Raw genomic sequence first — 23,941 nt, forward strand, 5'->3', positions numbered from 1 at the left:
GTTTGCACATGAGTCAGTTTTTTCAACTACATCCGGCCAACCCCCAGGCGCGTCTGGTGCGCCAGGCGGCCGACATCATCCTGCAGGGCGGCGTGGTGGCCTATCCGACGGACTCGGCCTATGCGCTGGGGTGCCGGTTGGGCAACAAGGACGGGCTGGAGCGTATTCGTCGCCTGCGTCAGCTGGATGACAAGCACAACTTTACCCTGGTGTGCCGCGATCTCTCCGAGCTGGCGCTGTATGCCAAGGTCGACAACAGCATGTTTCGCCTGCTCAAGGCCAACACGCCGGGCGCCTACACCTTCATCCTCAACGCCACGACCGAGGTGCCGCGGCTGATGCTGCACCCCAAGCGCCGTACTGTGGGCCTGCGCATCCCCGATCACCAGATCACCCTGGATCTGCTGGAAGCCTTGGGCGAGCCGCTGATGAGCGTGACCCTGATGCTGCCCAGCGATAATCTGCCGCTGACCGACCCTGAGCGCATCCGCGAGCTGCTCGGCAAACAGCTTGATTTGATCATTGATGGAGGCGCCTGCACCGTTGAGCCGACCACGGTGATCAGCCTGCTGAACGGCGAGGTGGAGGTGATGCGTCAAGGTCTGGGCGATCCTGAGCCTTTTGGTGTCTCGCGCCGCGAGCTGCACGAAGGCTGAGCGCGAACGCTGACGTCGCCGGCAATATCGGTATAATCGCCGACAGATTACCATCACAGCCATATTACTGTTCAGGAGTTCCCCTTGAGTTCTGTTGATTCGCAGCGCCGGGTTTTGTCAGGCATGCGCCCCACCGGGCGTCTGCATCTGGGCCATTATCACGGCGTGCTGAAAAATTGGGTCAAGTTGCAGCACGAGTTCGAATGCTTCTTCTTCGCCGCCGACTGGCACGCGCTGACCACCCACTACGAGAATCCGCAGGATATCGAGCAGAGCGTCTGGGACATGCTGATCGACTGGCTGGCCGCCGGCGTCAGTGGCAGCTCTTCCACCCTGTTCATCCAGTCGCAGGTGCCGGAGCACGCCGAGTTGCACCTGCTGCTGTCGATGATGACCCCGGTCAGCTGGCTGGAGCGCGTGCCGACCTACAAGGATCAGCAGGAAAAGCTCAAGGACAAAGACCTCGCTACCTACGGGTTTCTGGGTTACCCGCTGCTGCAAAGTGCCGATATCCTGATCTACCGCGCCGGTCAGGTGCCGGTGGGGGCCGACCAGGTGGCGCACGTCGAAATCACCCGTGAAGTGGCTCGCCGCTTCAATCATCTTTACGGCAAAGAGCCGGGCTTTGAAGAAAAGGCCGAGTCCGCCGTCCACAAGATGGGCAAGAAGGCCGCCAAGCTCTACAACAACCTGCGCAAGGCGTATCAGGAACAGGGCGATGCCGATGCCCTGGAAACCGCCCGGGCGCTATTGAAAGAGCAACAGAACATTACGCTGGGCGACAAGGAACGGCTGTTCGGTTATCTGGAAGGCGGCGGCAAGGTTATCCTGCCCGAGCCCCAGGCGTTGCTCACGCCAGACTCCAAGATGCCGGGCCTGGACGGGCAGAAGATGTCCAAGTCCTATGGCAATACCATTACCCTGCGCGACACCACCGACGAGGTGTCGGAGAAAGTTCGCCGCATGCCGACCGATCCGGCCCGCGTGCGGCGCACCGATCCCGGCAACCCGGATAAGTGCCCGGTGTACCAGCTGCACCAGGTGTATACCGACCAGGCCACCCACGATTGGGTGCAGGAAGGCTGCCGCAGCGCTGGCATTGGTTGTATCGACTGCAAGAAGCCGATCATCGATGCCATCAGCGCAGAGCTGGCGCCCATGCAGCTGCGGGCCCGCGAATACGAAGCCAACCCCGACGCTGTCCGGCTGATTCTCAACGAGGGTACCGAGCGTGCCCGCGAAGCTGCCCGCGAGACGCTGATCGAAGTGCGTCAGGCCATGGGCCTGCAGTACCGGCAGTGAAGCATGGCTGACCAGCCGCAGGACGCCGCGGTCGGCCCCGAGGCTGAGTCCGCCATCCGCCCCGCCAAACCCTTGGCGTTGGGTGGGGGCGGCCAGCAGGAACTGCCTTTTGCCATGGTGTACGGGCAGAAGTACACGGAGATGCCCCAGGACCTCTACATTCCCCCAGAGGCACTGGAAGTCTTTCTCGAAGCCTTCGAGGGCCCGCTCGACCTTCTTCTCTATCTCATTCGCAAACAGAACATCGATATCCTGGATATTCCGGTGGCGGAAATTACCCGCCAGTACATGGGCTATGTCGAGCTGATGAAAGTGGTGCGGCTGGAGCTGGCAGCCGAGTATCTGGTGATGGCGGCCATGCTCGCCGAGATCAAGTCACGCTTGCTGTTGCCACGCCCCGAGCAGGAAGATGACGAAGAGCATGATCCGCGCGCCGAACTGATTCGCCGGTTGCAGGAATATGAGCGCTTCAAGAAAGCTGCGGAGGGGCTCGACAGCCTGCCGCGTGAGGGCCGCGACTTTCAGCAGGCGCATGCCGAGGTCCCGGAGTATCCCTCGCGCAAGCCACATCCTGAGGTTGATATGCAGGAGATGCTGCTGGCGCTGTCCGAAGTGCTGCGCCGTGCGGATATGTTTGAGAGTCACCAGGTAACCCGCGAAGCCCTGTCGACCCGGGAGCGCATGGCCGAGGTACTGGATCGGCTCAAGGCGGGCCACTTTGTTCCCTTCGTCAGCCTGTTCAGCGCCAGTGAGGGCAAGCTGGGCGTGGTGGTAACCTTCATGGCGGTGCTCGAGCTGATCAAGGAACAACTGGTTGAACTGGTGCAAAGCGAGGCGTATGCACCTATCCACATCAAGGCGAGAGGGAAGGATGAGTCAGCCACCGATTGAGCATATTCTCGAGGCCGCCTTGCTGGCAGCGGGCCGTCCGCTGTCGCTCGACAAGTTGCGTGAGCTCTTTGATGAGGACCAGCTGCCCGGCAATGACGACCTGCGCAAGGCGTTGGCCAAGCTCGAAAAGCATTATGCCAAGCGCGCTATCGAGCTGAAGGAGGTGGCCAGCGGCTGGCGTTTGCAGGTACGTGAGGCCTACACGCCCTGGGTGAGCCGCCTGTGGGAAGAGCGCCCGCAGCGCTATTCAAGGGCGCTGCTGGAGACCCTCGCGCTGGTGGCTTACCGGCAGCCAATCACGCGCGGCGAAATCGAGGATATTCGCGGCGTGGCGGTCAGCAGTCAGATTGTGAAAACCCTGCTTGAGCGCGAATGGGTTCGTATTGTCGGCCACCGCGATGTGCCAGGCCGGCCTGCCATGTACGCCACCACGCGGCAGTTTCTCGACTATTTCAATCTGCGCAGCCTCAATGAGCTACCACCGCTGGCGGCCATCCGCGATCTCGATGACCTGGAGCCGCAGCTCCAGCTGCAGGACGAAGGCGTGGATGCGGCGGACGACATTGATACTCCTTGGATGCCGGTCGAGCCCCTCAAACCGCTGGAGGCGGGGCAGGGTGAAGGCGGCTTCCGGCACTTGCTGGATGAGCTGAATGCGATGGAAGCCAACCTGAAGAGCGACTTTGATGACATGCCGATTTCGGTGCCGGTGCGCTCAGCCGGCGACGCTGCTGACGAAGAAGCTGACTCTTCGGACGAGTGAACTGGCTGGCGCGCCGCGCCGGTGCTATCCTGCGCGGCCTTGATCAATTCCTACACCGGGAGGTGCCCTATGACTGATGTAACCGAATCCCCCTCTATCCCCGCCGCCGGCGAAAAACTGCAGAAAGTGCTGGCCCGTATGGGGCTAGGCTCGCGTCGCGAGGTGGAAGGTTGGATTTCCGCCGGCCGCGTCAGCGTCAACGGCAACGTTGCCGAGCTGGGCTGCCGGGTTGATAGCCTGGACCAGATCAGCGTCGACGGCCGCCCGCTCAAGCGTGATCTGAACACCGAAGTCGTGCGTCGCGTCATGCTCTACAACAAGCCCGAAGGCGAAGTCTGTACCCGCGATGACCCGGAAGGACGCCCCACCGTCTTTGATCGCCTGCCGCGCCTCAAGCAGGGCCGCTGGATCAACGTTGGCCGGCTGGATATCAATACCACCGGTCTGCTGCTGTTCACCACCGACGGCGAACTGGCCAACCGCTTGATGCATCCCTCCTACCAGATGGACCGCGAATACGCGGTGCGGGTGATGGGGGAGGTTGAGGACGAAATGATTGAACGCCTGAAAGAGGGCGTCATGCTGGAAGATGGCCCGGCCAAGTTCACCGATGTGGTGGCCTCGGGCGGTGAAGGCATCAACCGCTGGTTCCATGTGTGTCTGCTGGAAGGCCGCAACCGTGAGGTGCGTCGCCTGTGGGAGTCCCAGGGTTTGCGCGTCAATCGCCTTAAGCGCGTGCGTTTCGGGCCGGTATTTCTCGGACCGGAACTGCCGGTGGGCCGCTGGCGCGAGCTGAAGCAGAACGAGCTGGACGCGCTCAGCCAGGAAGTCGGCCTCGAGCCCATTGCGTTGCCGGCGATGAAAGCCAGCGAGAAAGAAAAGCAGCAACGTCTGGCGCGCAAGCCTTCAATGCACCAGGCACGTCAGCCACGCCGCACCAAGGTGCCCAAGGGGCGCTAACAACGCCTTGGTTGTTAGTTGAATGAAAAACGCCAGAGCCTGCAGGCTCTGGCGTTTTTCATTTTATGGATAGCCGCATTTTGCGCGCGTGTTAACGGTTATTGCTTGATGCTGGTCCGGCTGGCGTCGGCAACTTATTGCGCAGCAACCACGCAACCAACCTGCTAAAAGCGCCTGCAACCCCCGTGCTACGCTGCCTCCACTCCACTGCGCAACAACTTGCACAGCACTGCGCAACATCCTGCGCAACTTTGCGTGACCGAGATCACAAACGGCTTTTTCGCCACCTGCCTGATCACTCCAATCGTTTGATTTAATTGCCCTTTTTATTCCTGGCACAGCTCTTGGTTGTACTGGGTCAACCGGATCAACCGGTAACCCCATTTCAAGCAAGGAGAGCAGCAATGCCAACACCCGCGTATCTGACCATCGAAGGCACCAAGCAGGGCCTGATCACCGCCGGTACTTTCACCGAAGACTCGGTCGGCAACATCTTCCAGGAAGGCCACGAAGACCAGGTGCTGGTGCAGGGCTACAACCACCAAGTCATCATCCCGCGTGACCCGCAGTCCGGCCAGCCCACCGGCCAGCGCGTACACAAGCCGTTGATGATCACCAAGGTGTTCGACAAGTCCTCACCGCTGATCTTCAACGCCCTGACCTCCGGCGAGCGCCTGAGCAAGTGTCGCCTGGAGTGGTACCGCACCTCCGCCACCGGCACCCAGGAGCACTACTTCACCATCGAACTGCACGACGCCATCATCGTCGATGTGCAGTCGCAGATGCCCAACTGCCAGGACCCGAACATGGCGCACTTCACTCACCTGGAAGACGTCTACTTCACCTACCGCAAAATCGTCTGGACCCACGAAGTCTCAGGAACCTCCGGTTCTGATGACTGGCGCACACCCATCGCCGCCTGAGGTCTTTACAATGCCAGGCCACCGAGTGACTTGAGAGTCAGTCGGTGGCTTTTCGCGTTCAAGCGTCTCGCCGATCCCCGCCCGGATCACTGAACGAATTCTGTAAAAAGGACAACGGATGTTCTCTCCAGCCAACGAAGCGGCCTTTACCCTGCACATCGACGGCGCCGCCCACGACTTCAAGGTACTGGCCTTCACCGGCAGTGAGGCCCTCAACCGGCCCTACGCCTTTGAACTGGAACTGGTCAGCGAACAGCCCGACATCGACCTGGCTTCCCTGCTGCACCACACCGCTTTTCTTGCCATGGGCCAGGGCGCCGGCATCCACGGCGTGATCGACCGCCTCGCCCAAGGCGAAGCCGGCAAACGCCTTACCCGTTATCACCTCTGCCTGCGCCCGCAGCTCAGCTACCTGGCGCACCGCACCAATCAACGCATCTTCCAGCACCTACCGGTTCAAGCCATCATCAGCCGCCTGCTGGAAGAGCACGGCATCCAGAGCGACGCCTACCGCTTTCAACTGAACCAGAGCCACCCGGCGCGCGACTACTGCACCCAGTACGATGAAAGTGACCTGCAGTTCATCCAGCGCCTGTGTGAAGAAGAGGGCATGCACTACCACTTCGAACACAGCCAGGAAGGCCACATCATCGTCTTCGGTGATGATCAAACCGCTTTCCCCCAGCTCAGCCCCATCGGCTACAGCCAGGGCACCGGCCTGGTGGCCGACCAACCCGTGGTCAAACGCTTCGGCCTACGGGTAGAAACCCGCCCCAGCCGCGTGACCCGCCGTGACTACGACTTTGAAAAGCCGCGCCTACTGATGGAAGCGGCGTATACCAGCCAGAATGCCGCAGAAGAGCACCAGAAGCCCGAGCCGGACCTGGAAGACTACGACTACCCCGGCCGCTTCACCGACCGCGAGCGCGGCAAACAGCTCAGCCAGATCGCCCTCGAACGCCACCGCGCCGAACAGCAACTGGCCGACGGCGCCAGCGATCAGCCGCAGCTGCGCAGCGGCCACTTCATGCCGCTTACCGGTCACCCCAGAGACGACTGGAACGACCTCTGGCTGCTGACCGAAATCCAGCACGAAGGCAAGCAGCCGCAAGTACTCGAAGAGGGCGTCACCAGCGACCTCAGCAAAGCAGACGGCTTCACCCAGGGCTACCGCAACCACTTCAAGGCCACGCCCTGGCAAATCCTCTGGCGCCCGCAGCTCGATCACAAAAAGCCAAAAGTCCTCGGCAGCCAAAGCGCCGTCGTCACCGGCCCAGAAGGCGAAGAAATCCACTGTGATCAATACGGCCGCGTCAAGGTCCAGTTCCACTGGGATCGCGAGGGCCAGGCGGATGACAAAACCAGCTGCTGGCTCAGAGTCGCCTCCAGCTGGGCCGGCGACCGCTACGGCGGCATCGCCATCCCACGAGTCGGCATGGAAGTACTCATCTCATTCCTCGAAGGCGACCCCGACCACCCCCTGGTCACCGGCTGCCTGTACCACAAGGAACACGAAGTCCCGTACGAACTGCCCGCGCACAAAACCCGCAGCGTGTTCAAAACCCTCAGCAGCCCCGGAGGCGGCGGTTACAACGAACTGCGCATCGAGGATAAAAAGGGCGAAGAACAGATCTACCTGCACGCGCAGAGAGACTGGGATGAAAACATCGAGAATAACCAGACCGTCCGCGTCGGCAACGAACGCCACGACACGGTCGAAGCCAACAGCTACAGCGAGTTCAAGGCCGAAGAACACCACACCACCCACAGCGACCGAAAAACCGACATCAAAGCCAACGACCACCTCACCGTCGGCACCAGTCAGCACGTCAAGCTGGGCACTGCGCAACTAACCCAAGCCGGTAATGAAATTCACTATTACGCTGGTGACAAGGTCGTGATAGATGCTGGCATGGAGATGACCGCCAAGGGTGGCGGTTCTTTCTTAAAGCTCGACCCCAGCGGCGTAACCCTGGTTGGGCCGGGGATCAAGATTAATTCGGGTGGTGGGGCAGGCAGCGGTAGCGGTCTGGCAATCAAGCCGCCACTACAACCTGGTGCGGCAGATAGCGATGCTGCAGGTAACCTGCTCGAGCAAGCGCTTATCGGGCAAGGCTTGCCTGTTGATCCTCTTAATACGCCGGATCTCCGCTTTAAAATTCGGTTATCCGACCGCCCCGGCAAGGATGGTCTGGCTCTGGTAGCTGCGAAATGGCGGATTGTTCGTATGAATCAGCCTACCTGGAAGAAGCTTGGGCAAGTCTCGGAGCAAGACATCCTGGCGAGCGGTGAAACCGACGAGCAGGGACTGGTTTGCTTGAGCGATAGCGACCAGAAAAACCTGTCCCTTGAGTATGCAAAATACCCGGGGATGCTGTGGCTGGTTTACCCCGGGCAATGCGTTTCACTACGCGTCCACTTGGAGCAGGACTGGACCGAGGAGCAGAAGCAAGCATTAGCGATTGCGAGTATGGATTTCAGCGCGGCCACACACTCGAATCTACAAGAGGCAAATGCCGCGCACGATAAACAAAGCGCTATGGACAGCTGGTCGCTAGCCGACGCTGCAGAGCTTTACGGCAAGCTCAAGGAGTTTCTGGTATAACCGAGATGAATGGAATCAAAGCCAAACAGCTTAATCAGATCAACACCCAAGAGGGCGAAGCACTTTGCGCGACGTCCGCTCCCGACTGGTTCATTCCGCAGAAAAGTGGTCTGGGCGAGGCTTTCGCGCCACCACGGCCAGGCAACGACATCCGGTTTTTCACCACCGGTGCCGATTATTTCAAAGATGTGGCCCAAGCGATAAAAAATGCCAAGAAGTCCGTTTTCATTACCGGCTGGCAAATTAACTATGAAGTACGCCTGGACGGCGACACGCGTTTGTGGGATTGCCTACACGAAGCAACGCGTAAAGAGAACGCGCCAGATATCTACCTAATGCCCTGGCTCTCCCCCAAAGCGGGGGTAGATACCGGTGATATGGAAACCATGCTGGCCGCTTTCATCCTCAATGCCGGATTAGCTCAGCGCAAGGTTTGGTGTATGCCAGCTATCCAGCAGAGCGATATGGGTAATCTCGGAACTTTCTTTTCTCACCACCAGAAAGCGGTCGTGATCGATAACGAAATTGCCTACGTTGGTGGCATCGATCTAGCCTATGGCCGTCGTGATGACAACAATTTCCGCTTAGCGGCAGGCGATCGGCAGGCACGAGAGTTATACAACCCCTGCATTCCGCCTCTGGCTGAGATTGAGGGTCACAAGCAGTATCCCTATATGACCTCTGTAGAGTTGATCGGCGCCGCACTCATGGCTGGCGACAGTCTCAGCAAAGCGCAACGCGCTATCGGCTGGGCCTCCGATAACCGGATGTTCAATGCCGTGCGTGGTACCGGGAAAGAACTGGGCGAATGGGTAAGCGACCAAGGCAAGGACTTGCTACGTTTTTTTGGCGCCGGCGCAGCAGATACGACTGGGGGGGTTATCGAAATTGCAAAGTTCGTTAACAACCAACTCACTCCTGCCAACATAGCGCTTTGGAAAAGCACCTTGAAACAGTGGCAGCATTCACTCAATGCAGCGCTTCAAGAGCTGGATAAGGAAACCGACACCTTTGCAGGCAGCAGCCAAGGTTTGAACGACTTGCGCCTACAAGCACGTGAGATCAATGGCTTAATATCCAGTTGGCTGGTTAGCGCAGAGCAGGCGGGCGCGTTAACATCGGAGCAGCAGCAAAGTCTTACGAGCCGGGCCGAAACCATTCTAGCTAAGGTTGAAAATTGGATAACCCAAGCTCTGGAGCTAACTCCAACCGCACGTACCCAGAGCGCTACGTTAAAGGGGCGCATCGCTTCATTGAACGCTCAAGTTGATGAGTGGAAAGCGCGAGTCACGCCAGAGCTAAGTGCACTTGAAAGCGAGTTATCGCGCTGGGCGAAACAAACCATCGCATCGGGGCAGGCAATCAGCAACGATCTGCTCACCCGGGGTACGGAGCTGGTCAATCTATGGACGCAGCAGTCTGGGCTTGGGGCATTTTACGCCTGGCTAAACAACACGCCCACCCCCATCATTACTGCCAACGCGCTCAAAGAGTTTGACGAGCTAGCCACACCTTTTTTGCTATATCTGCACTCCATACTCGACCGGATGGCCGACAGTCAGAAATCAGAACCTTACAGCTATCTAGCCGACCGAAATACAAGGCTGTTACCCGTCAGCGGCATGACAATAGACCCAAAAAAGCAGCCGCGCATGCCCTGGCATGATGTACACATGCGCATGGAGGGAACGTCCGTATACGATATATCTCGCAACTTTGTAGCCCGCTGGAACAGCATTCAGGCGCGCTACGATGGAAAACAGCAGCAACTGCCGGCCGTTTTGGCAAGTGCGCTAAGCCTGGTGAGTGAAGATCTTAAACCCGTTCCGTTCATACCCCACTTCCTTCCCGAACCAGCGCCAGTAGCGGCAAAAGGCAGCGTCACTGCGCAGGTTCTGCGCAGTGCCCCTTTCCGCTTGCTTCAGGAAGAGCATCAGGGCAAGGGCGGCCAAGGCGCCGCTCCACAGAGCCGTCAAGCCAACTGCCAACAAGCCATGCTGCAGGCTATATCGGGCGCTCAGCATTTCATTTACATCGAAAATCAATTTTTCCAGAGTGATTTTGGGGAAAGTAGCCCGAGCAGCGAACAGGCTCCTGGCGCGGTAACCGGCCCTATGGATAGCCTCATGAGCGTAGAAGGATTGCCTGGTTACGAACAGTACGCACAGCGGCTGTGTTTGGATGAACTGGAAGAGAACTCAGCCAATCTACACAAGATCAACTATTTCGAACTGGCAAAAATGATTCGCAGTGGTGAAGCGGAGCCCTTCACGCGCGGCTTGATTCAAGTGCTCAGTAACCAAAGCGCAATGGAAGCGCTGCGCGCTATACAAGAACCCCAGGCCAATATACTCAATGACCTGGCCGGCGCCATAGCGGAACGCATAGAAAAAGCCATCGATATGGGAGAGAGCTTTCATGTCTATATGGTGCTGCCCGTTCATCCGGAAGGGCCCCTGAACATGCTTACCTTGATGACTCAGGTGCACCTGACTATGCAAACGCTCTCGCTTGGTGAGAACAGCCTGGTTGATAGGATTCAATGGGCCATGGAAATAAAGGCTTATATGGACAGAGGGTCGACCGAGCAGGAAGCAAAGGCACGCGCCTTGATAAAAGACAACAAAGATATTCCCCTGTATAAAAAACAGAACTGGCAACAGTATCTAACCCTGCTCAATTTGCGTACTTGGGACATGTTTGGTGGCTATCCAGTCACCGAGCAGATTTACGTGCATAGCAAGCTGTTGATAGCTGATGACCGTGTTGCTGTGATCGGCAGCGCCAATATTAATGACCGGAGCCAACTGGGTGGCCGTGACTCGGAACTGGCAGTGGTTGTTTCAGGTGGCGCCACCAGCACCGAATCCATTGATGGCCACTGCAACTACCCTGTGTGTAATGCGGTTCAGCAGTTGCGTATAGATTTATGGCGCAAACTATTTGGCTTGGAAATCAGCCATCCGGAAGTCAAGGTAAAGCCGGCCAGCCAGCTGGAAGCGATCCTCCCACAACCCGCTGTCGCTGAAAGCTGGCGCTCGATTCAAGCCCAAGCGGCAGAAAATACAAAATTCTATCAAGCTGCGTTTCCTTTCATACCACGTAATGGTGCGTCTATCTGGCCTACTTGGGAGGAGATGGTGAGTGCGCGTACAACGCCGAATACCCCTGAAGAAGAGCTGGATATTTATATGCCATTTGAGGAAGGCTTTTGGAAGTATTCAACGATGGCAGCTGAACCAAACGAAATAAAAGGCTTTATTACCGCTCTGCCTGTTAGTTGGACGCAGAGCGAGTACAACGACTGCACTGCAAACCTGTCTATCCTGGCGTTGATAGAGCCACAGCTTTCCTCTGGTCAAGGCTTCGCCACCGTTGCTTACAAGCCCCGAGCCCAGAACAACAAAGGGACCACCTGATGCGTTTAGTACCCTTCTCCTTTTTACTGCTGCCCGCCGTAGTATTTGCTGAAGCTGTAGCGCCTGACAGGTATCAAACACCAGAAGGCTGGCGTACCGAATGTTTGGGTCGCTCACAATTTGACATGCCGCCTACAGCGGTTTGGCAGCTTCAAATCCCATACGGTGATACCGTCGATTATGCAGCGACCGACCCTCGGGCTAAGCGCAGTCTTGATTACGGCACTGACCCAGGCAATGGTATTTACAAATTTGTTCGTATTCGGGTTAGCCCAGAAACCACTCGCGAAGCATATGAGAACGCATTGGGCACTGAGCTGCCGAACGAAACTAAAGCAAAAATGAGGGTGCTCGAAAACAGAGTAAAGGAAAAAGAGGAACGGTTTGACTCTTTGAATGATGACATGAAAAAACATGTCGAAGAGCTGATGGCGCTAGAGGCAGAATATAAAAAATACAGCGACATGGTCTCTGACATAACAAGGTTTAAAATATTTATCGATTTTGATAAAAGCAAGGGTCGACCAACAGAAGAGTTAGAGGCTCAACTCGCAGATTTTGAGAGACAAGTAGCTGCGCTGCCTACAGACGCACGCTATGAAAAAGAACGCGCTTTTGAACTTGGTATTCCCGATGCAGCCGGCGCTTGGCACCCAGACAGGATGGTGGCAGTGTTATGGCGTAACAACCGCATTTTTCATTTCGAGTTTGGCCCCAAAAACGGAGAATATGACAGCTCGATTGAAGCGATAGAGCCCGCGGCGCGCGATCTGTTGGCACGTTTTCGTCCCCGCGAGGCATTTGAGATACCGCAAGAGCCCGGCGTTTGTCTGCCATTTGGTTTTATTGCTGATAACGGCACTGAAAATTACTACGCAGGCTTTTCCTGGCATGTAAAAAGCACGCCCTACGTGCTGAACAGTCTGACGCTAAGTAATTCAGTGACAGATGCTATCCAGCTGCTACCGATGCTCACCAAACGGTTGATGGGCAATCCTTTCCCGGCCGCCCTGGTTGCGACCAACATAGGCCCACGCCGTATCGATATCGGCAGTAGCCGCGGCACTCTAACTGGTCGCAGTCTGCAAGCCATTGATCCCGAGGGCGACCGGCTCTCATCGCACGCCCAGTACAACCTCAACGCCGGCGCAGCGGCCGGCAAGTACACGCCAACCTTGCTCTACAAGCTGCAAACCTACGCCAACGACCAGCCGCCGCCACCCATAGAGCAAGCCGAAGCTGATGTACTGAAATTCATGAAAAGCTTCCGACCACTGCCTGGTATGCAGGCGCTATATGAAGCTGCAGAAAACCAGCAGTGAGCGCCTATTTTTCACAAGGATTGTGTATGAACACGCTGGCAAAGCTCGTTAGCTCCTGTTTGTTGCTACCCGCGGCGTTGGCAGCAGCGGATGCCCCGCGCAAAGAATGTCTTGGACGCCTAAGTTTTAACGTTCCAGAAAGCATCGAGTGGGCCACCTTCTCTAAGGGCTACACCCTCCGCATATCACAAGGAGGAGGGCATGGCTTTGGTTTAAAGGTAGGCGCTGACGGCGATAACGCTAGGTACGGCGAGTTCGGCGCGGTCATCTACGTCAGCGACGTAGTAGATAGGTCTATGCTTGACCATGTTTATGGTTATAGAAGAGGAACAAGCGTACTTTACCAAGACTATTTGAAAGAAGAGTTGGAGACTGAAAAGCGATTAGTAGAGCAGTTTGAAAGGGACAACGATCCAGAAAGTGCTGCCATATGGAAAAAGCAGATCGAAAATACCAGAGAAAATATTTCTCTTGCTCTCCCCACAGTCCACAACCTCGGCATCCCCGACGCCTATTTTGTAGGCTCCGCTTCAGCCCCCGCTGAAGCCTACATTTACTGTAATAATCGCGTTTATGCCTTTTTTATGAGTGAGGCCTACGCTCAGGGCGAGGGCAAAGATGCCATGCTCGATATGGTGTCGCGTTTTCGGCCACGTGAGCTTTACGAGGTGCCGGATGAAAGCGGTGTGTGCATCCCCTACGGTTTTATTGCCGATGACGGCAACGCTCACTACTCAGTCAAGAACAGCCTGCGCTTCACTGCAACGCCCAACGTGGTATTCAGCATCGTCACGGCCTCGGCCAACGATCCTTGGGATACACACCCAAAAACAGGCACCTACGATACCGATTATTACCCCGGCTACGATGCCCAGAAGTGGACCTTCAAACGCTTCGTGGAACCCACCTATATCGGCCCTCACCTGGCCGGCATGGACGGCTGGCGGCTTGATCCCAAGCCAGATTCAGGGGAACAGGAGCGCGGTTGGTTTGGCTTGGCGAAAACCGGCGGTATGCTCAGCCCGCTGGTAGCTGTGCAAGTGTTTACCTTCCAGAAAGGCACGGACGATCTGACGGACTTCACCCCGCCGCCGGAGGAGGAGGTGCTGCCCCGTTGGAAGGCGCTGAGTGAAACAATAGAAATCAGCGGTGACTGAAAGCAAAGCGCCGACCGTTTTTCCATGTTGGCGTCGGCATGGCTATGCGCTGTTCTGCAATGTGCTGGCTGGCGGCTGGCGGACCGCGTAAATAGCTAGCCCGTTGCGGTAACAGGATTAGGTGCCGTGTTGCCGGTGGCAGCCAGGTAATCTGGCTGCTGGAGTTAACTCTCTACTCGGACCCGGTTGCGGCCCTGGCGCTTGGCATCGTACATCAACTGGTCGCCCCGGTTGATCAGGCTGTTGGCGTTGTCCTCGGCGTGCAGGGTGCTCAACCCAATGCTGACGGTCAGTGGAATCGGTTGGCCGTCCAACTCGAATTGCATGTTTTCCACCGATTTGCGAATACGCTCTGCGACCATGCGTGCAGCGTCCAGCGAGGTGCTGTTGAGGAGTACGACAAACTCCTCGCCGCCCAGGCGATACAGCCCATCTACCGATCGCAGTGAGTCGCTGATGCAGTTGACCACGGCCTTGAGCGCGGCGTCGCCATAGGCATGGCCGTAGCGGTCGTTGACCTGCTTGAAGTGATCAATATCGAGCACGAGCAGCGATAGAGGCTGTTGGCTGCGATGGCTCTGCCGGATGTCGCGTTCCAAGTTCTGATTTAGCGCCAGACGGTTGCTGGTGCCGGTCAGGCTGTCGTTGAGCGCATCGCGCAGGGCAGCGCGGTACATCAGCGCGTTACGCAGCGGATAGAGCAGGGTGCCGAGCAGGGTTTCGATGGCCAGCAATTCGTTTTCGCTAAAGCGTTGCTGGCGGCTGAACTGCAGCTCGCCCAGGTAATTGCCGGCGTGCGATATGCGGTAGCTGCAGCGGTGTACGGCGGGCCGCCCGACTTGCACGACGGCGGGCTCCGCATTGTGCCGGTATTCCAGGGCGTCAACCTGCAGCAACTCTTGCAGTCCCTTGTGGAACAGGTTCAGTACCTGATCGACTTCCAGCGTGGTTTGCAGGCTATGCAGTAGCTGCTGCTGTACCGCCTCGAACTGGCTGCCGCGTTTGGCCACTTTGCGTCGTGCGCCAGCGTTTTTTGCGCTCTGGTCTAGCTTCAAGCGGGCGGTATCGAAGTCGATGGTGTTTCCCTGCACATGCATCATGGCGAATCCTGACATGGGGTCTTATGCAGGACATGAAGCAATCAATGTGCCATTATATTAATCTTATTAATTTCAATGGCTTATGATTTATTCTTGAGGGCGGGGTACGCCTAGGCGGCAAAAAATTGCCGCCTAGGCGGGAAGCTTTGCCGCTCTGGTAGTCCGAGCGACAAAAAACCGACTATTGCGCGTCCCGCGCCTGACCGTTGGTGCTGCGGCTGTCGGGGCCCAGGAGGTAGAGAAAGGCCGGCATGATAGCGCTGGGTTCCGGGTTGGTCTCGGCGGGCTCGTTGGGATAGGCCTTGGCACGCATCTTGGTGCGGGTGGCGCCGGGGTTCAGGCTATTGACGCGAATCTCGCTGGTGCCGTCCTGCTCGTCTGCCAGGGTCTGCATCAGGCCCTCCACGGCAAACTTGCTGACTGCGTACGGGCCCCAGTAGGCGCGGCCTTTGCGACCGACACTGGACGACAGCAATACCACTGAAGCGTCGGGCGCAGCACGCAGCAGCGGCATCATGGTTTTGGTCAGCAGGAAGGGGGCGTTGACGTTGACCTGCATGACCTTGAGCCAGGCGTCTGCCTTGACGGTGTCGAGCAGGGTGCGCGGGCCCAGTTCGGCGGCATTGTGCACCAGGCCATCCAGCTTGCCGAAGGTGTCAAATAATTGATCGGCGAGGTCTTCGTAGTCTTTTTCGAGCGCTGTTTCCAGATTCAGTGGACAGAGGGCCGGGCGTGGGTGGCCGGCTGCTTCAATCTCATCGTACACCGCCTCCAGCTTGCTCAGGGTGCGGCCGACCAGAACCACGGTTGCGCCATGGGCGGCGCAGCTCAGTGCGCAGGCCCGGCCAATGCCGTCGCCGGCGCCGGTGATCAGAATGACACGGTCCTTGAGCAGGTCGGCGGGGGCGGTGTAATCAAACATGCGTTGTCTCCGTAGCGCGGCGCTGCTCCAGCCAGGGGCGGAGTGCAGCGGCGTTGTTGATGCTGTGGGTGGCGTTCCAGTTCGCAGGATCGTCGCCGGCCGGTATGTAGCCGTAGAGGGCGGCCACGGTGGCGGTGCCCGCGGCCTTGCCGGCCTGAATGTCTCGCAGGTGGTCGCCGACAAACACGCAGCCAGCGGGGTCGACCCCAAGCTCGGCGCAGGCCTTGAGTACGGGCTCGGCGTGCGGCTTGCCGTGGGTGACCTGGTCCGGGCATACAAGGGTTCGGCAGCGCTGTCCCAGCCCCATGCGCTCTATCAGCGGAATACTGAAGCGGCTCATCTTGTTGGTGACCACGCCCCAGGGCAGGTCTTGCGCATCAAGCCAGTCAAGTAATTCGCTGATACCCGGGAAGGGCCGAGTCTGGTTGCCCAGCTGGTCGGCGTAGCGCTGCAGAAAGTCTTCGCGCAGTGCGTCAAACCCGTCGGCATCGGGCCGCATCGCGAACGCGGTGCAGAGCATACCGATGGAACCGTCAGACACCTGGCTACGCACCAGGCGGGCGTCTATCTCGGGCCGGCCGTGTTCATGCAGCATGGCCTCGATGATGCTCATGAAGTCGTCGACGGTGTCCAGCAGAGTGCCATCCAGATCGAACAGGACGCTGTTGAGCATCAGGCTTCGGCTCCGCGCTGGCAGTGGATCATGTAATTGACGTCCACGTTGGCTTCCAGCTTGTAGGTCTTGGTGAGTGGGTTGAACGTCAGGCCGGTCATGTCCAGCAGGTTCAAGCCGGCTTCGCGCGACCAGCTGCCCAGTTCGGCAGGGCGAATGAACTTGGCGAACTCGTGGGTGCCGCGCGGTAGCATGCGCAATACATATTCGGCACCGACGATGGCGAACAGAAAGGATTTGGGGTTGCGGTTGATGGTCGAGAAGAACACGTGGCCGCCGGGCTTGACCAGTTTTGCGCAGGCGCGAATCACCGAGCCGGGGTCGGGTACGTGCTCCAGCATTTCCAGGCAGGTGACCACGTCGAAGCGTCCGGCGTGTTGCTCGGCAAACTCTTCGGCGGTGCTCTGCTGGTAGTCCACGGCGACGCCTGATTCCAGTTGATGCAGACGTGCTACCGAGAGCGGTGCTTCGCCCATGTCGATGCCGGTCACCGTGGCGCCACGTTGCGCCATGGCTTCGGCCAGGATGCCGCCGCCACAACCTATATCGAGCACTTCTTTGCCGGCCAGTGGGGTCCGCTCGTCGATCCAGTTGGTGCGCAGCGGGTTGATTTCATGCAGTGGCTTGAACTCGCTGTTGCGATCCCACCAGCGGCTGGCCAAGGCTTCAAATTTGGCGATTTCCGCCCGGTCGACGTTAAGACTCATGTGTATCCCCTTTGCGAATGCGTGTGGCCAGCTCATTGGCCTGCTGCAACATCGGACCGGTATCCACAGAGCAGAGTTTCCCTGCGCGCAGTTTCGGTCTGCCGGCAACCCATACGTCGGAAACCTGGGCGGCGTTGCAGGTGTAAAGTAGTTGTGAAACCGGTTGGTAGACAGGTTGTTGGGCCAGTGCGGAAAGGTCGATGGCGGCAAGATCGGCAGCCTTGCCAACTTCCAGCGAGCCAATCTCGTCGCTTAGCCCCAGCGCCTGCGCGCCGGCCAGGGTGGCCATGTGCAGAGCGGCGTGCGCATCAAGTGCGGTTGGGTCGCCGGCGGTCAGTTTGGCCAGCAGCGCAGCGCTGCGCATCTCGCCGAGCATATCCAGATCGTTGTTGCTGGCCGCGCCGTCAGTGCCAAGGGCGACATTCACCTTGGCGTCCAGCAGTTGCTGTACCGGCATGGCCCCGCTGGCCAGCTTCATATTGGACTCGGGGCAGTGAATCACCTGCACGCCGTAGTCGCTCAGTAGTTTGAGATCGTCGTCGTTGACCTGGGTGACATGCACGGCCTGCAGGCGCGGGCTGAGCAGGCCAAGCTGCTGCAAGCGTTGCAGCGGACGCTGGCCGCTCAGCCGAACGGCTTCGTCGACTTCAAAGGCAGTTTCATGGATGTGCATGTGAATCGGTAGATCGAGTTCATCGGCCAGGGTGCGCACCCGGGTCAGGGTTTCGTCGCTGACGGTGTAGGGCGCATGGGGGCCAAAGGCGACGCTGATCAGGGGGTTGTGGCGGGTTTCATCGTGCAGCTTCAGGCCTTTGGCGATAGCCTCGGCGCTGTCGCGCGCGCCCGGGATCGGATTATCGATCACCGGGAACGCCAGTTGGGCGCGAATGCCGGCTTCCGTGGCAGCGGCAGCGGCGACATCCGGGTAGAAATACATGTCGGAAAAACAGGTGGTACCGCCGCGCAACATCTCGGCAATCGCCAGCTGCGTACCCAGTCGCACAAAATCGGCATTGACCCAGCGCCCTTCGGCTGGCCATATATGATCAGTAAGCCAGGTCATCAGCGGCAGGTCGTCGGCCAGGCCGCGGAACAGGCTCATCGCGGCGTGGCCATGTGCATTGACCAGGCCGGGGATCAGCAGGTGGTCTGGCAGGTCGCGGCGTTCGCGGACCTTGAGGTCGGCGGTCTGCTCGACCGGCAGCAAGGCGACGATGCGGCCTTGATGCACTGCCAGTGCGTGCTGTTCCAGTACTAGCCCGCGCGGCACAACCGGTACTATCCAGCGCGGCAGCAACAGCAGGTCGAGTTCGTCGGGTAGGGTAGTCATATCGAGTTCGCCTTGTTTCATGGTGGCGAGTATAACCTTAGGTGGGAGGGGCGTGCAGGGGATTAAGTGCGGCAACAGCGCCGCAGAGCAGCGGCGGGAAGAGGTCCAGGCAGTCAGATCAAAATAAGGAGAGCTCGCTATGTTGCAGTCCAAAGCACTGGGTGGTGAGCAAGTTTCGCTGGAATCCATTGAATGGTTGAGTAACCGACGTCTGCGCCTGCTGGACCAGCGCAGGCTGCCGGATCGTATCGTCTATTGCGAGTGCAGTTCGGCGCCAGAAGTGGCTGAGGCTATTGCCAGTATGACGGTGCGCGGCGGGCCGGCGATCGGCATAGCCGCAGCCTATGGTATCGCCCTGGCAGCCCAGGCCATTGGCGCCAGCGAGGACTGGAACGCCGCTCTGGCGGCCGATTTTGAGTTGCTGGAAGGCGCTCAATCCACGGCGATCAGCCTGACCTGGGCGCTGGGCATCATGCGCGAAACGCTGCGCAAACTGACCCTGCAGCAAGACGTGCCGGCGCGCTTGCTGCAGGCGGCAATTGCAGTGCACGAAAGTGATCGCGAGGCCAATCGCAGCATGGCGCGGTTTGGTGTGCAGATACTCGGGCGACGGCACAAGAAGCCGCAGAGAATCATGCTGCACTCCAACGACGGTGCCTTGGCCAGCGGTGGTGTTGGTACTGCGCTGGGCGTGGTGAGTGCCGCGCACGAGGCAGGCTTGGTAGAGCGGGTTTATATCAGCGAGACCCGGCCGCTGCTGCAGGGGGCGCGCTTGACCGCGTGGGAGTTGGCACAGGCAGGCGTGCCGGCACAATTGCACATCGACAGCGCCGCTGCGCATCTGATGAAAAGTGAGGATATCAACTGGGTCGTGGTTGCGGCTGACCGGATCGCGGCCAACGGTGATGCGATCTGCAAGATCGGTACCTATGCCTTGGCAGTGCTGGCCATGCACCATGGTTTGCGGTTCATGGTTGTAGCCTCCAGCTCCTGTATCGATCTGAGCCTGGAAGTCGGGGACGACCTGCCGCTGGAGGAGCGATCCAGTCGTGAGTTATTGCAATTGGGTGAGCGCAATATTGATACCGGAACACCGGTCAGCAACCCGGTATTCGATGTCACCCCGGCGGACCTGATTGATGTGATTGTTACCGAGAAGGGCGTTATCGAGCGTCCGGACGAGAAAAAGCTGGCTGACCTGGTCAGTCATCGTCGCCTGCACTGATGAAAAAGTGCTAAATGCCTCTGCTGGCTCCTGAGCGCGTCTCAGGGGCCTTTTCCGCTCTGCTTAATGCTCCCTCCCCAGTCCTGTCTGTGGTATCCTGTGCGGCTTTGATCGGGCGGGTTGAGCGGTGCTGCGGCCAAATCGTCGCTGCCTTTACGGGCGAGCGCTTCCAGCCTCCTTGCAAGCTTGAATAATGCTATTGGCATCAATGAGTTGCCGACAATAAAAGGAATGCCGTTTCATGGGTGAACTGGCCAAAGAAATCCTTCCAGTCAGTATTGAAGACGAGTTGAAGCAGTCCTACCTCGATTACGCGATGAGCGTTATTGTCGGGCGGGCATTGCCGGACGTGCGTGATGGCCTCAAGCCGGTGCATCGGCGCGTGCTGTTCGCCATGAGCGAACTGAACAACGACTGGAACAAGCCCTACAAGAAGTCGGCCCGTGTGGTCGGTGACGTGATCGGTAAATATCACCCGCATGGTGACTCCGCCGTATACGACACTATCGTTCGTATGGCGCAGCCGTTCTCGCTGCGCTATCTGCTGGTCGATGGTCAGGGCAACTTCGGTTCGGTCGATGGCGACAACGCCGCCGCCATGCGATACACCGAAATCCGCATGACCAAGCTGGCCCACGAGCTACTAGCTGATCTGGATAAAGAAACCGTCGACTGGGTGCCCAACTACGACGGCACCGAGCAGATCCCGGCCGTGCTGCCAACCAAGGTGCCGAACCTGCTGATCAACGGCTCCAGTGGTATTGCCGTCGGCATGGCGACCAACATTCCGCCGCATAACCTGACCGAAGTGGTCAATGGCTGCCTGGCCTTGATTGCCAATCCGGATATGTCCATCGACGATCTGATGGAATACATCCCGGGGCCCGACTTCCCTACGGCCGGTATCATCAACGGTCGCGCCGGCATCGTCGAAGCCTACAAGACCGGCCGTGGCCGCATTTACGTGCGTGCGCGCTGCGAGATTCAGGACATCGACAAGGTCGGTGGCCGCCAGCAGATCATCATTCACGAGCTGCCTTATCAATTGAACAAGGCGCGGTTGATCGAAAAGATCGCCGAGCTGGTAAAAGAGAAGAAGATCGAAGGCATTTCCGAGCTGCGCGACGAGTCTGACAAGGACGGTATGCGCGTGGTGATCGAGCTGCGTCGCGGCGAAGTCGCCGAGGTCGTGCTCAACAACCTTTACCAGCAAACCCAGATGCAGGGCGTGTTCGGTATCAACATCGTTGGTCTGCTCGACGGTCAGCCGCGCATTCTCAACCTGAAAGAGCTGCTCGATGCCTTCGTGCGTCACCGCCGCGAGGTGGTTACCCGCCGTACCGTGTTCGAATTGCGCAAGGCGCGTGAACGTGGCCACATTCTGGAAGGTCAGGCGGTAGCGCTGTCGAACATCGACCCGGTTATCGAGTTGATCAAGAAGTCGCCCACCCCGGCCGATGCCAAGGTCGCGCTGATCGCCAAGGCCTGGGAACCGGGTGCCGTGGTCGAAATGGTCGAACGCGCCGGTGCCGAATCTTGCCGCCCCGACGGTCTGGATGAGCAGTACGGTCTGCGTGAAGGCAAGTACTACCTGTCGCCTGAGCAGGCCCAGGCTATTCTCGAGCTGCGCCTGCACCGTCTGACAGGCCTCGAGCATGAAAAGCTGCTCAGCGAGTATCAGGAGATCCTCAAACAGATTGGCGAACTGCTGCGCATCCTCAATAGCGAAGAGCGGCTGATGGAAGTCATCGTCGAGGAGCTGGAACAGATTCGCGACAATTACGGCGACGCGCGTCGTACCGAAATCGTCGCTTCGCGCATGGATCTGACCATTGCCGACCTGATTACTGAAGAAGACCGCGTGGTGACCATCTCCCACGGCGGTTACGCCAAGAGTCAGCCGCTGGCCGATTACCAGGCGCAGCGCCGGGGTGGTCGCGGCAAGGCGGCAACCGGCGTGAAGGACGAAGATTACGTTTCGCATCTGCTGGTTGCGCACAGTCACACCACGTTGTTGCTGTTCTCCAGCCGCGGCAAGGTGTATTGGCTGAAAACCTATGAGATTCCCGAAGCGTCGCGTACCGCACGTGGTCGCCCGCTGGTTAACCTGCTGCCGCTGGAGGAGGGTGAGTTCATCTCCACCATGCTGCCGGTCGACGAATACACCGAGGGCTGGTTCATTTTCATGGCCACCGCCAACGGCACTGTGAAGAAGACGCCCCTGGAGCAGTTCAGTCGTCAGCGCAGCGTCGGTCTGATTGCTCTGGATCTGGACGAGGGTGACACCCTGATCTCGGCCGCGCTTACCAATGGCGAGCGCGAGATCATGCTGTTCTCCGACGGCGGCAAAGTGACCCGCTTCAAGGAAACCGATGTGCGCGCCATGGGCCGCACGGCGCGCGGTGTACGCGGCATGCGTTTGGCCGAGGGTCAGCGTCTGGTGTCCATGCTGATTGCCGAGGCCAATACGCAGATTCTCACCGCCTCGGCGCGCGGCTTCGGCAAGCGCACCGCGGTAGAAGACTTCCCGCAGTACAAGCGTGGCGGTCAGGGCGTCATCGCTATGGTCTCCAATGAGCGCAACGGGCCGCTGGTCGGTGCGGTGCAGGTGGTAGACGGCGAAGAGATCATGCTGATCTCTGACCAGGGCACGCTGGTGCGTACCCGCGTCAGCGAGGTGTCCTGTCTGTCGCGTAATACTCAGGGCGTGATGCTGATTCGCCTGGCGGCAGATGAGAAGCTGGTGGGCCTGGAGCGCGTTCAGGAGCCTTCTGAAGAAGAGCTTGAGGCAATGGCAGAACTGGATGAAGAGGGTAACCCTCTGCCGGTGGAGCCAGCCGCCAACGATGGTGTGCCGAATGACGAAGAGCAGCAACCCTTGGATGATCAGGAGTAATCGTGAGTAAGCGTCTGTTCAATTTCTGCGCGGGTCCGGCGGCATTGCCGGAAGCGGTATTGCAGCGGGCCCAGGCCGAGCTGCTCGACTGGCAGGGCAAGGGTTTGTCGGTTATGGAAATGAGCCATCGCAGTGACGAGTTTGTCAGTGTGGCCCAAACCGCCGAACAGGATCTGCGTGACCTGCTGTCGATCCCGGATAATTACAAGGTGCTGTTTTTGCAAGGCGGCGCCAGCCAGCAGTTCGCGCAGATTCCGCTGAACCTGATGCCTGAGGGCGGCAGCGCTGACTATATTGATACCGGAATCTGGTCGCGCAAGGCGATTGAAGAAGCCTCTCGATTTGGCGCTGTGAACGTCGCCGGCAGTGCCAAGGCGTACGACTATTTCGCCATTCCCGGACAGAACGAATGGCAATTGTCGCAAGACGCCGCCTACGTACATTACTGCCCGAACGAAACCATCGGCGGGCTGGAATTCAATTGGGTGCCGCAGACCGGTGACGTTCCGCTGATTGCGGATATGTCCTCGACCATACTGTCACGCCCGGTGGATGTGTCGCAGTTCGGCATGATCTACGCCGGTGCACAGAAAAATATTGGCCCCAGCGGTCTGGTTGTGGTGATCGTGCGTGAAGATCTGCTCGGCAAGGCGCGCTCCAGTTGTCCAACCATGCTGGACTATGCGGTGGCCGCGCAGAACGACTCTATGTACAACACGCCGCCAACCTTCGCCTGGTACCTGTCCGGCCTGATCTTCAGCTGGCTGAAAGAGCAGGGCGGTCTGGACGCGATGAAACGTATCAACGACGCCAAGCAGCGCAAGCTGTATGCCGCCATTGATGCCAGCGAGCTGTACAGCAACCCGATCAACCTGGCGGATCGCTCCTGGATGAATATTCCCTTCCGCCTGGCAGACGATCGTCTCGATAAACCGTTCCTGGCCGGTGCCGAGGAGCGCGGCCTGTTGAACCTCAAGGGGCACCGGTCGGTTGGTGGTATGCGCGCGTCCATTTATAACGCGGTGCCTGAGGCTGCGGTGGATGCACTGGTGGCCTACATGGCCGAGTTCGAACAGCAGCACGGTTGATT

Annotated in this window: 17 protein-coding genes and 1 pseudogene; 13 read left to right on the plus strand and 5 right to left on the minus strand. The window is 58.7% G+C overall.

Translation table 11 applies throughout. The annotated features are described in order from the left end of the window. Positions 1-8 precede the first annotated feature (8 nt). The 10 genes and pseudogenes from BLU26_RS00255 (at position 9) to BLU26_RS18655 (ending at position 13,998) form a co-directional block, all read left to right on the plus strand. Positions 9-656, plus strand: coding sequence for an L-threonylcarbamoyladenylate synthase (locus BLU26_RS00255; RefSeq protein WP_092282960.1), 648 nt, complete (start codon positions 9-11; stop codon positions 654-656). A 123-nt stretch (positions 657-779) separates the two neighbouring features. Continuing rightward, a complete protein-coding gene (locus BLU26_RS00260; protein ID WP_231702029.1) occupies positions 780-1,958 on the plus strand; it encodes a tryptophan--tRNA ligase in 1,179 nt (392 codons plus the stop codon). A gap of 54 nt (positions 1,959-2,012) precedes the next feature. Beyond that, positions 2,013-2,849: a segregation and condensation protein A gene (locus tag BLU26_RS00265; RefSeq protein ID WP_407920342.1), complete on the plus strand. Its 837-nt coding sequence runs from the start codon at positions 2,013-2,015 to the stop codon at positions 2,847-2,849. Next, the gene (scpB, locus tag BLU26_RS00270; protein ID WP_092282963.1) at positions 2,830-3,612 is read left to right on the plus strand and encodes an SMC-Scp complex subunit ScpB; all 783 of its coding nucleotides are present in this window, start codon (positions 2,830-2,832) and stop codon (positions 3,610-3,612) included. Before BLU26_RS00265 ends, scpB begins: the two co-directional genes overlap by 20 nt. 69 nt (positions 3,613-3,681) lie before the next feature. Then, positions 3,682-4,557, plus strand: a pseudogene (rluB, locus tag BLU26_RS00275) (23S rRNA pseudouridine(2605) synthase RluB); the annotation flags it as partial. Positions 4,558-4,976: 419 nt separating this feature from the next. Further along, entirely contained in the window at positions 4,977-5,495 is a 519-nt protein-coding gene (locus BLU26_RS00280; RefSeq protein WP_092282965.1) for an Hcp family type VI secretion system effector, read from the plus strand. 118 nt (positions 5,496-5,613) lie between these two features. Continuing rightward, complete coding sequence (locus tag BLU26_RS00285) at positions 5,614-8,100, plus strand: type VI secretion system Vgr family protein (RefSeq protein WP_092282966.1); 2,487 nt, start codon at positions 5,614-5,616, stop codon at positions 8,098-8,100. Positions 8,101-8,105: 5 nt separating this feature from the next. Beyond that, positions 8,106-11,519 carry a hypothetical protein gene (locus BLU26_RS00290; protein WP_092282967.1) on the plus strand — a complete coding sequence of 1,138 codons (3,414 nt, stop codon included), beginning with the start codon at positions 8,106-8,108 and terminating at the stop codon, positions 11,517-11,519. Continuing rightward, positions 11,519-12,841, plus strand: coding sequence for a T6SS immunity protein Tli4 family protein (locus BLU26_RS00295; protein WP_157719253.1), 1,323 nt, complete (start codon positions 11,519-11,521; stop codon positions 12,839-12,841). The genes BLU26_RS00290 and BLU26_RS00295 overlap by 1 nt, the downstream gene beginning before the upstream one ends. A gap of 26 nt (positions 12,842-12,867) precedes the next feature. Next, on the plus strand, positions 12,868-13,998 hold the full coding sequence (locus tag BLU26_RS18655; RefSeq protein WP_172830620.1) for a T6SS immunity protein Tli4 family protein: 1,131 nt from the start codon (positions 12,868-12,870) through the stop codon (positions 13,996-13,998). 164 nt (positions 13,999-14,162) lie between these two features. Here the strand turns inward: BLU26_RS18655 and BLU26_RS00305 are convergent, their stop codons facing one another. From BLU26_RS00305 to BLU26_RS00325, 5 genes are all read right to left on the minus strand, one after another. After that, complete coding sequence (locus BLU26_RS00305; RefSeq protein ID WP_157719254.1) at positions 14,163-15,098, minus strand: GGDEF domain-containing protein; 936 nt, start codon at positions 15,096-15,098, stop codon at positions 14,163-14,165. A gap of 181 nt (positions 15,099-15,279) precedes the next feature. After that, positions 15,280-16,020, minus strand: coding sequence for a YciK family oxidoreductase (locus BLU26_RS00310; RefSeq protein ID WP_092282970.1), 741 nt, complete (start codon positions 16,018-16,020; stop codon positions 15,280-15,282). Further along, on the minus strand, positions 16,013-16,693 hold the full coding sequence (locus tag BLU26_RS00315) for an HAD family hydrolase (protein WP_092282971.1): 681 nt from the start codon (positions 16,691-16,693) through the stop codon (positions 16,013-16,015). The genes BLU26_RS00310 and BLU26_RS00315 overlap by 8 nt, the downstream gene beginning before the upstream one ends. Beyond that, the gene (gene ubiG / locus BLU26_RS00320) at positions 16,693-17,400 is read right to left on the minus strand and encodes a bifunctional 2-polyprenyl-6-hydroxyphenol methylase/3-demethylubiquinol 3-O-methyltransferase UbiG (protein ID WP_092282972.1); all 708 of its coding nucleotides are present in this window, start codon (positions 17,398-17,400) and stop codon (positions 16,693-16,695) included. The genes BLU26_RS00315 and ubiG overlap by 1 nt, the downstream gene beginning before the upstream one ends. After that, complete coding sequence (locus BLU26_RS00325; protein ID WP_092288294.1) at positions 17,390-18,730, minus strand: TRZ/ATZ family hydrolase; 1,341 nt, start codon at positions 18,728-18,730, stop codon at positions 17,390-17,392. The genes ubiG and BLU26_RS00325 overlap by 11 nt, the downstream gene beginning before the upstream one ends. Before the next feature lie 142 nt (positions 18,731-18,872). Here BLU26_RS00325 and mtnA point away from each other — a divergent pair, with 142 nt between their 5' ends. The 3 genes from mtnA (at position 18,873) to serC (ending at position 23,939) form a co-directional block, all read left to right on the plus strand. Beyond that, on the plus strand, positions 18,873-19,955 hold the full coding sequence (gene mtnA, locus BLU26_RS00330; RefSeq protein WP_092288295.1) for an S-methyl-5-thioribose-1-phosphate isomerase: 1,083 nt from the start codon (positions 18,873-18,875) through the stop codon (positions 19,953-19,955). Between the two features lie 241 nt (positions 19,956-20,196). Continuing rightward, a complete protein-coding gene (gyrA, locus tag BLU26_RS00335) occupies positions 20,197-22,851 on the plus strand; it encodes a DNA gyrase subunit A (RefSeq protein ID WP_092282973.1) in 2,655 nt (884 codons plus the stop codon). Between the two features lie 2 nt (positions 22,852-22,853). Beyond that, positions 22,854-23,939: a 3-phosphoserine/phosphohydroxythreonine transaminase gene (gene serC, locus BLU26_RS00340; protein WP_092282974.1), complete on the plus strand. Its 1,086-nt coding sequence runs from the start codon at positions 22,854-22,856 to the stop codon at positions 23,937-23,939. Positions 23,940-23,941 lie beyond the last annotated feature (2 nt).

Origin of the sequence: Halopseudomonas sabulinigri, assembly GCF_900105255.1 — a bacterium.
In the GTDB taxonomy this organism is placed as follows: domain Bacteria; phylum Pseudomonadota; class Gammaproteobacteria; order Pseudomonadales; family Pseudomonadaceae; genus Halopseudomonas; species Halopseudomonas sabulinigri.

Excerpts from the sequence above, each read along its gene's own strand:
- BLU26_RS00285 (WP_092282966.1), top strand. The coding sequence starts at position 5,614 with ATGTTCTCTCCAGCCAACGAAGCGGCCTTTACCCTGCACATCGACGGC.
- scpB (WP_092282963.1), top strand. The coding sequence starts at position 2,830 with ATGAGTCAGCCACCGATTGAGCATATTCTCGAGGCCGCCTTGCTGGCA.
- BLU26_RS00310 (WP_092282970.1), bottom strand. The coding sequence starts at position 16,020 with ATGTTTGATTACACCGCCCCCGCCGACCTGCTCAAGGACCGTGTCATT.
- BLU26_RS00325 (WP_092288294.1), bottom strand. The coding sequence starts at position 18,730 with ATGACTACCCTACCCGACGAACTCGACCTGCTGTTGCTGCCGCGCTGG.
- ubiG (WP_092282972.1), bottom strand. The coding sequence starts at position 17,400 with ATGAGTCTTAACGTCGACCGGGCGGAAATCGCCAAATTTGAAGCCTTG.
- BLU26_RS00260 (WP_231702029.1), top strand. The coding sequence starts at position 780 with ATGCGCCCCACCGGGCGTCTGCATCTGGGCCATTATCACGGCGTGCTG.
- BLU26_RS00305 (WP_157719254.1), bottom strand. The coding sequence starts at position 15,098 with ATGATGCATGTGCAGGGAAACACCATCGACTTCGATACCGCCCGCTTG.
- BLU26_RS00295 (WP_157719253.1), top strand. The coding sequence starts at position 11,519 with ATGCGTTTAGTACCCTTCTCCTTTTTACTGCTGCCCGCCGTAGTATTT.
- BLU26_RS00315 (WP_092282971.1), bottom strand. The coding sequence starts at position 16,693 with ATGCTCAACAGCGTCCTGTTCGATCTGGATGGCACTCTGCTGGACACC.
- BLU26_RS00280 (WP_092282965.1), top strand. The coding sequence starts at position 4,977 with ATGCCAACACCCGCGTATCTGACCATCGAAGGCACCAAGCAGGGCCTG.
- gyrA (WP_092282973.1), top strand. The coding sequence starts at position 20,197 with ATGGGTGAACTGGCCAAAGAAATCCTTCCAGTCAGTATTGAAGACGAG.
- BLU26_RS00255 (WP_092282960.1), top strand. The coding sequence starts at position 9 with ATGAGTCAGTTTTTTCAACTACATCCGGCCAACCCCCAGGCGCGTCTG.
- BLU26_RS00290 (WP_092282967.1), top strand. The coding sequence starts at position 8,106 with ATGAATGGAATCAAAGCCAAACAGCTTAATCAGATCAACACCCAAGAG.
- BLU26_RS18655 (WP_172830620.1), top strand. The coding sequence starts at position 12,868 with ATGAACACGCTGGCAAAGCTCGTTAGCTCCTGTTTGTTGCTACCCGCG.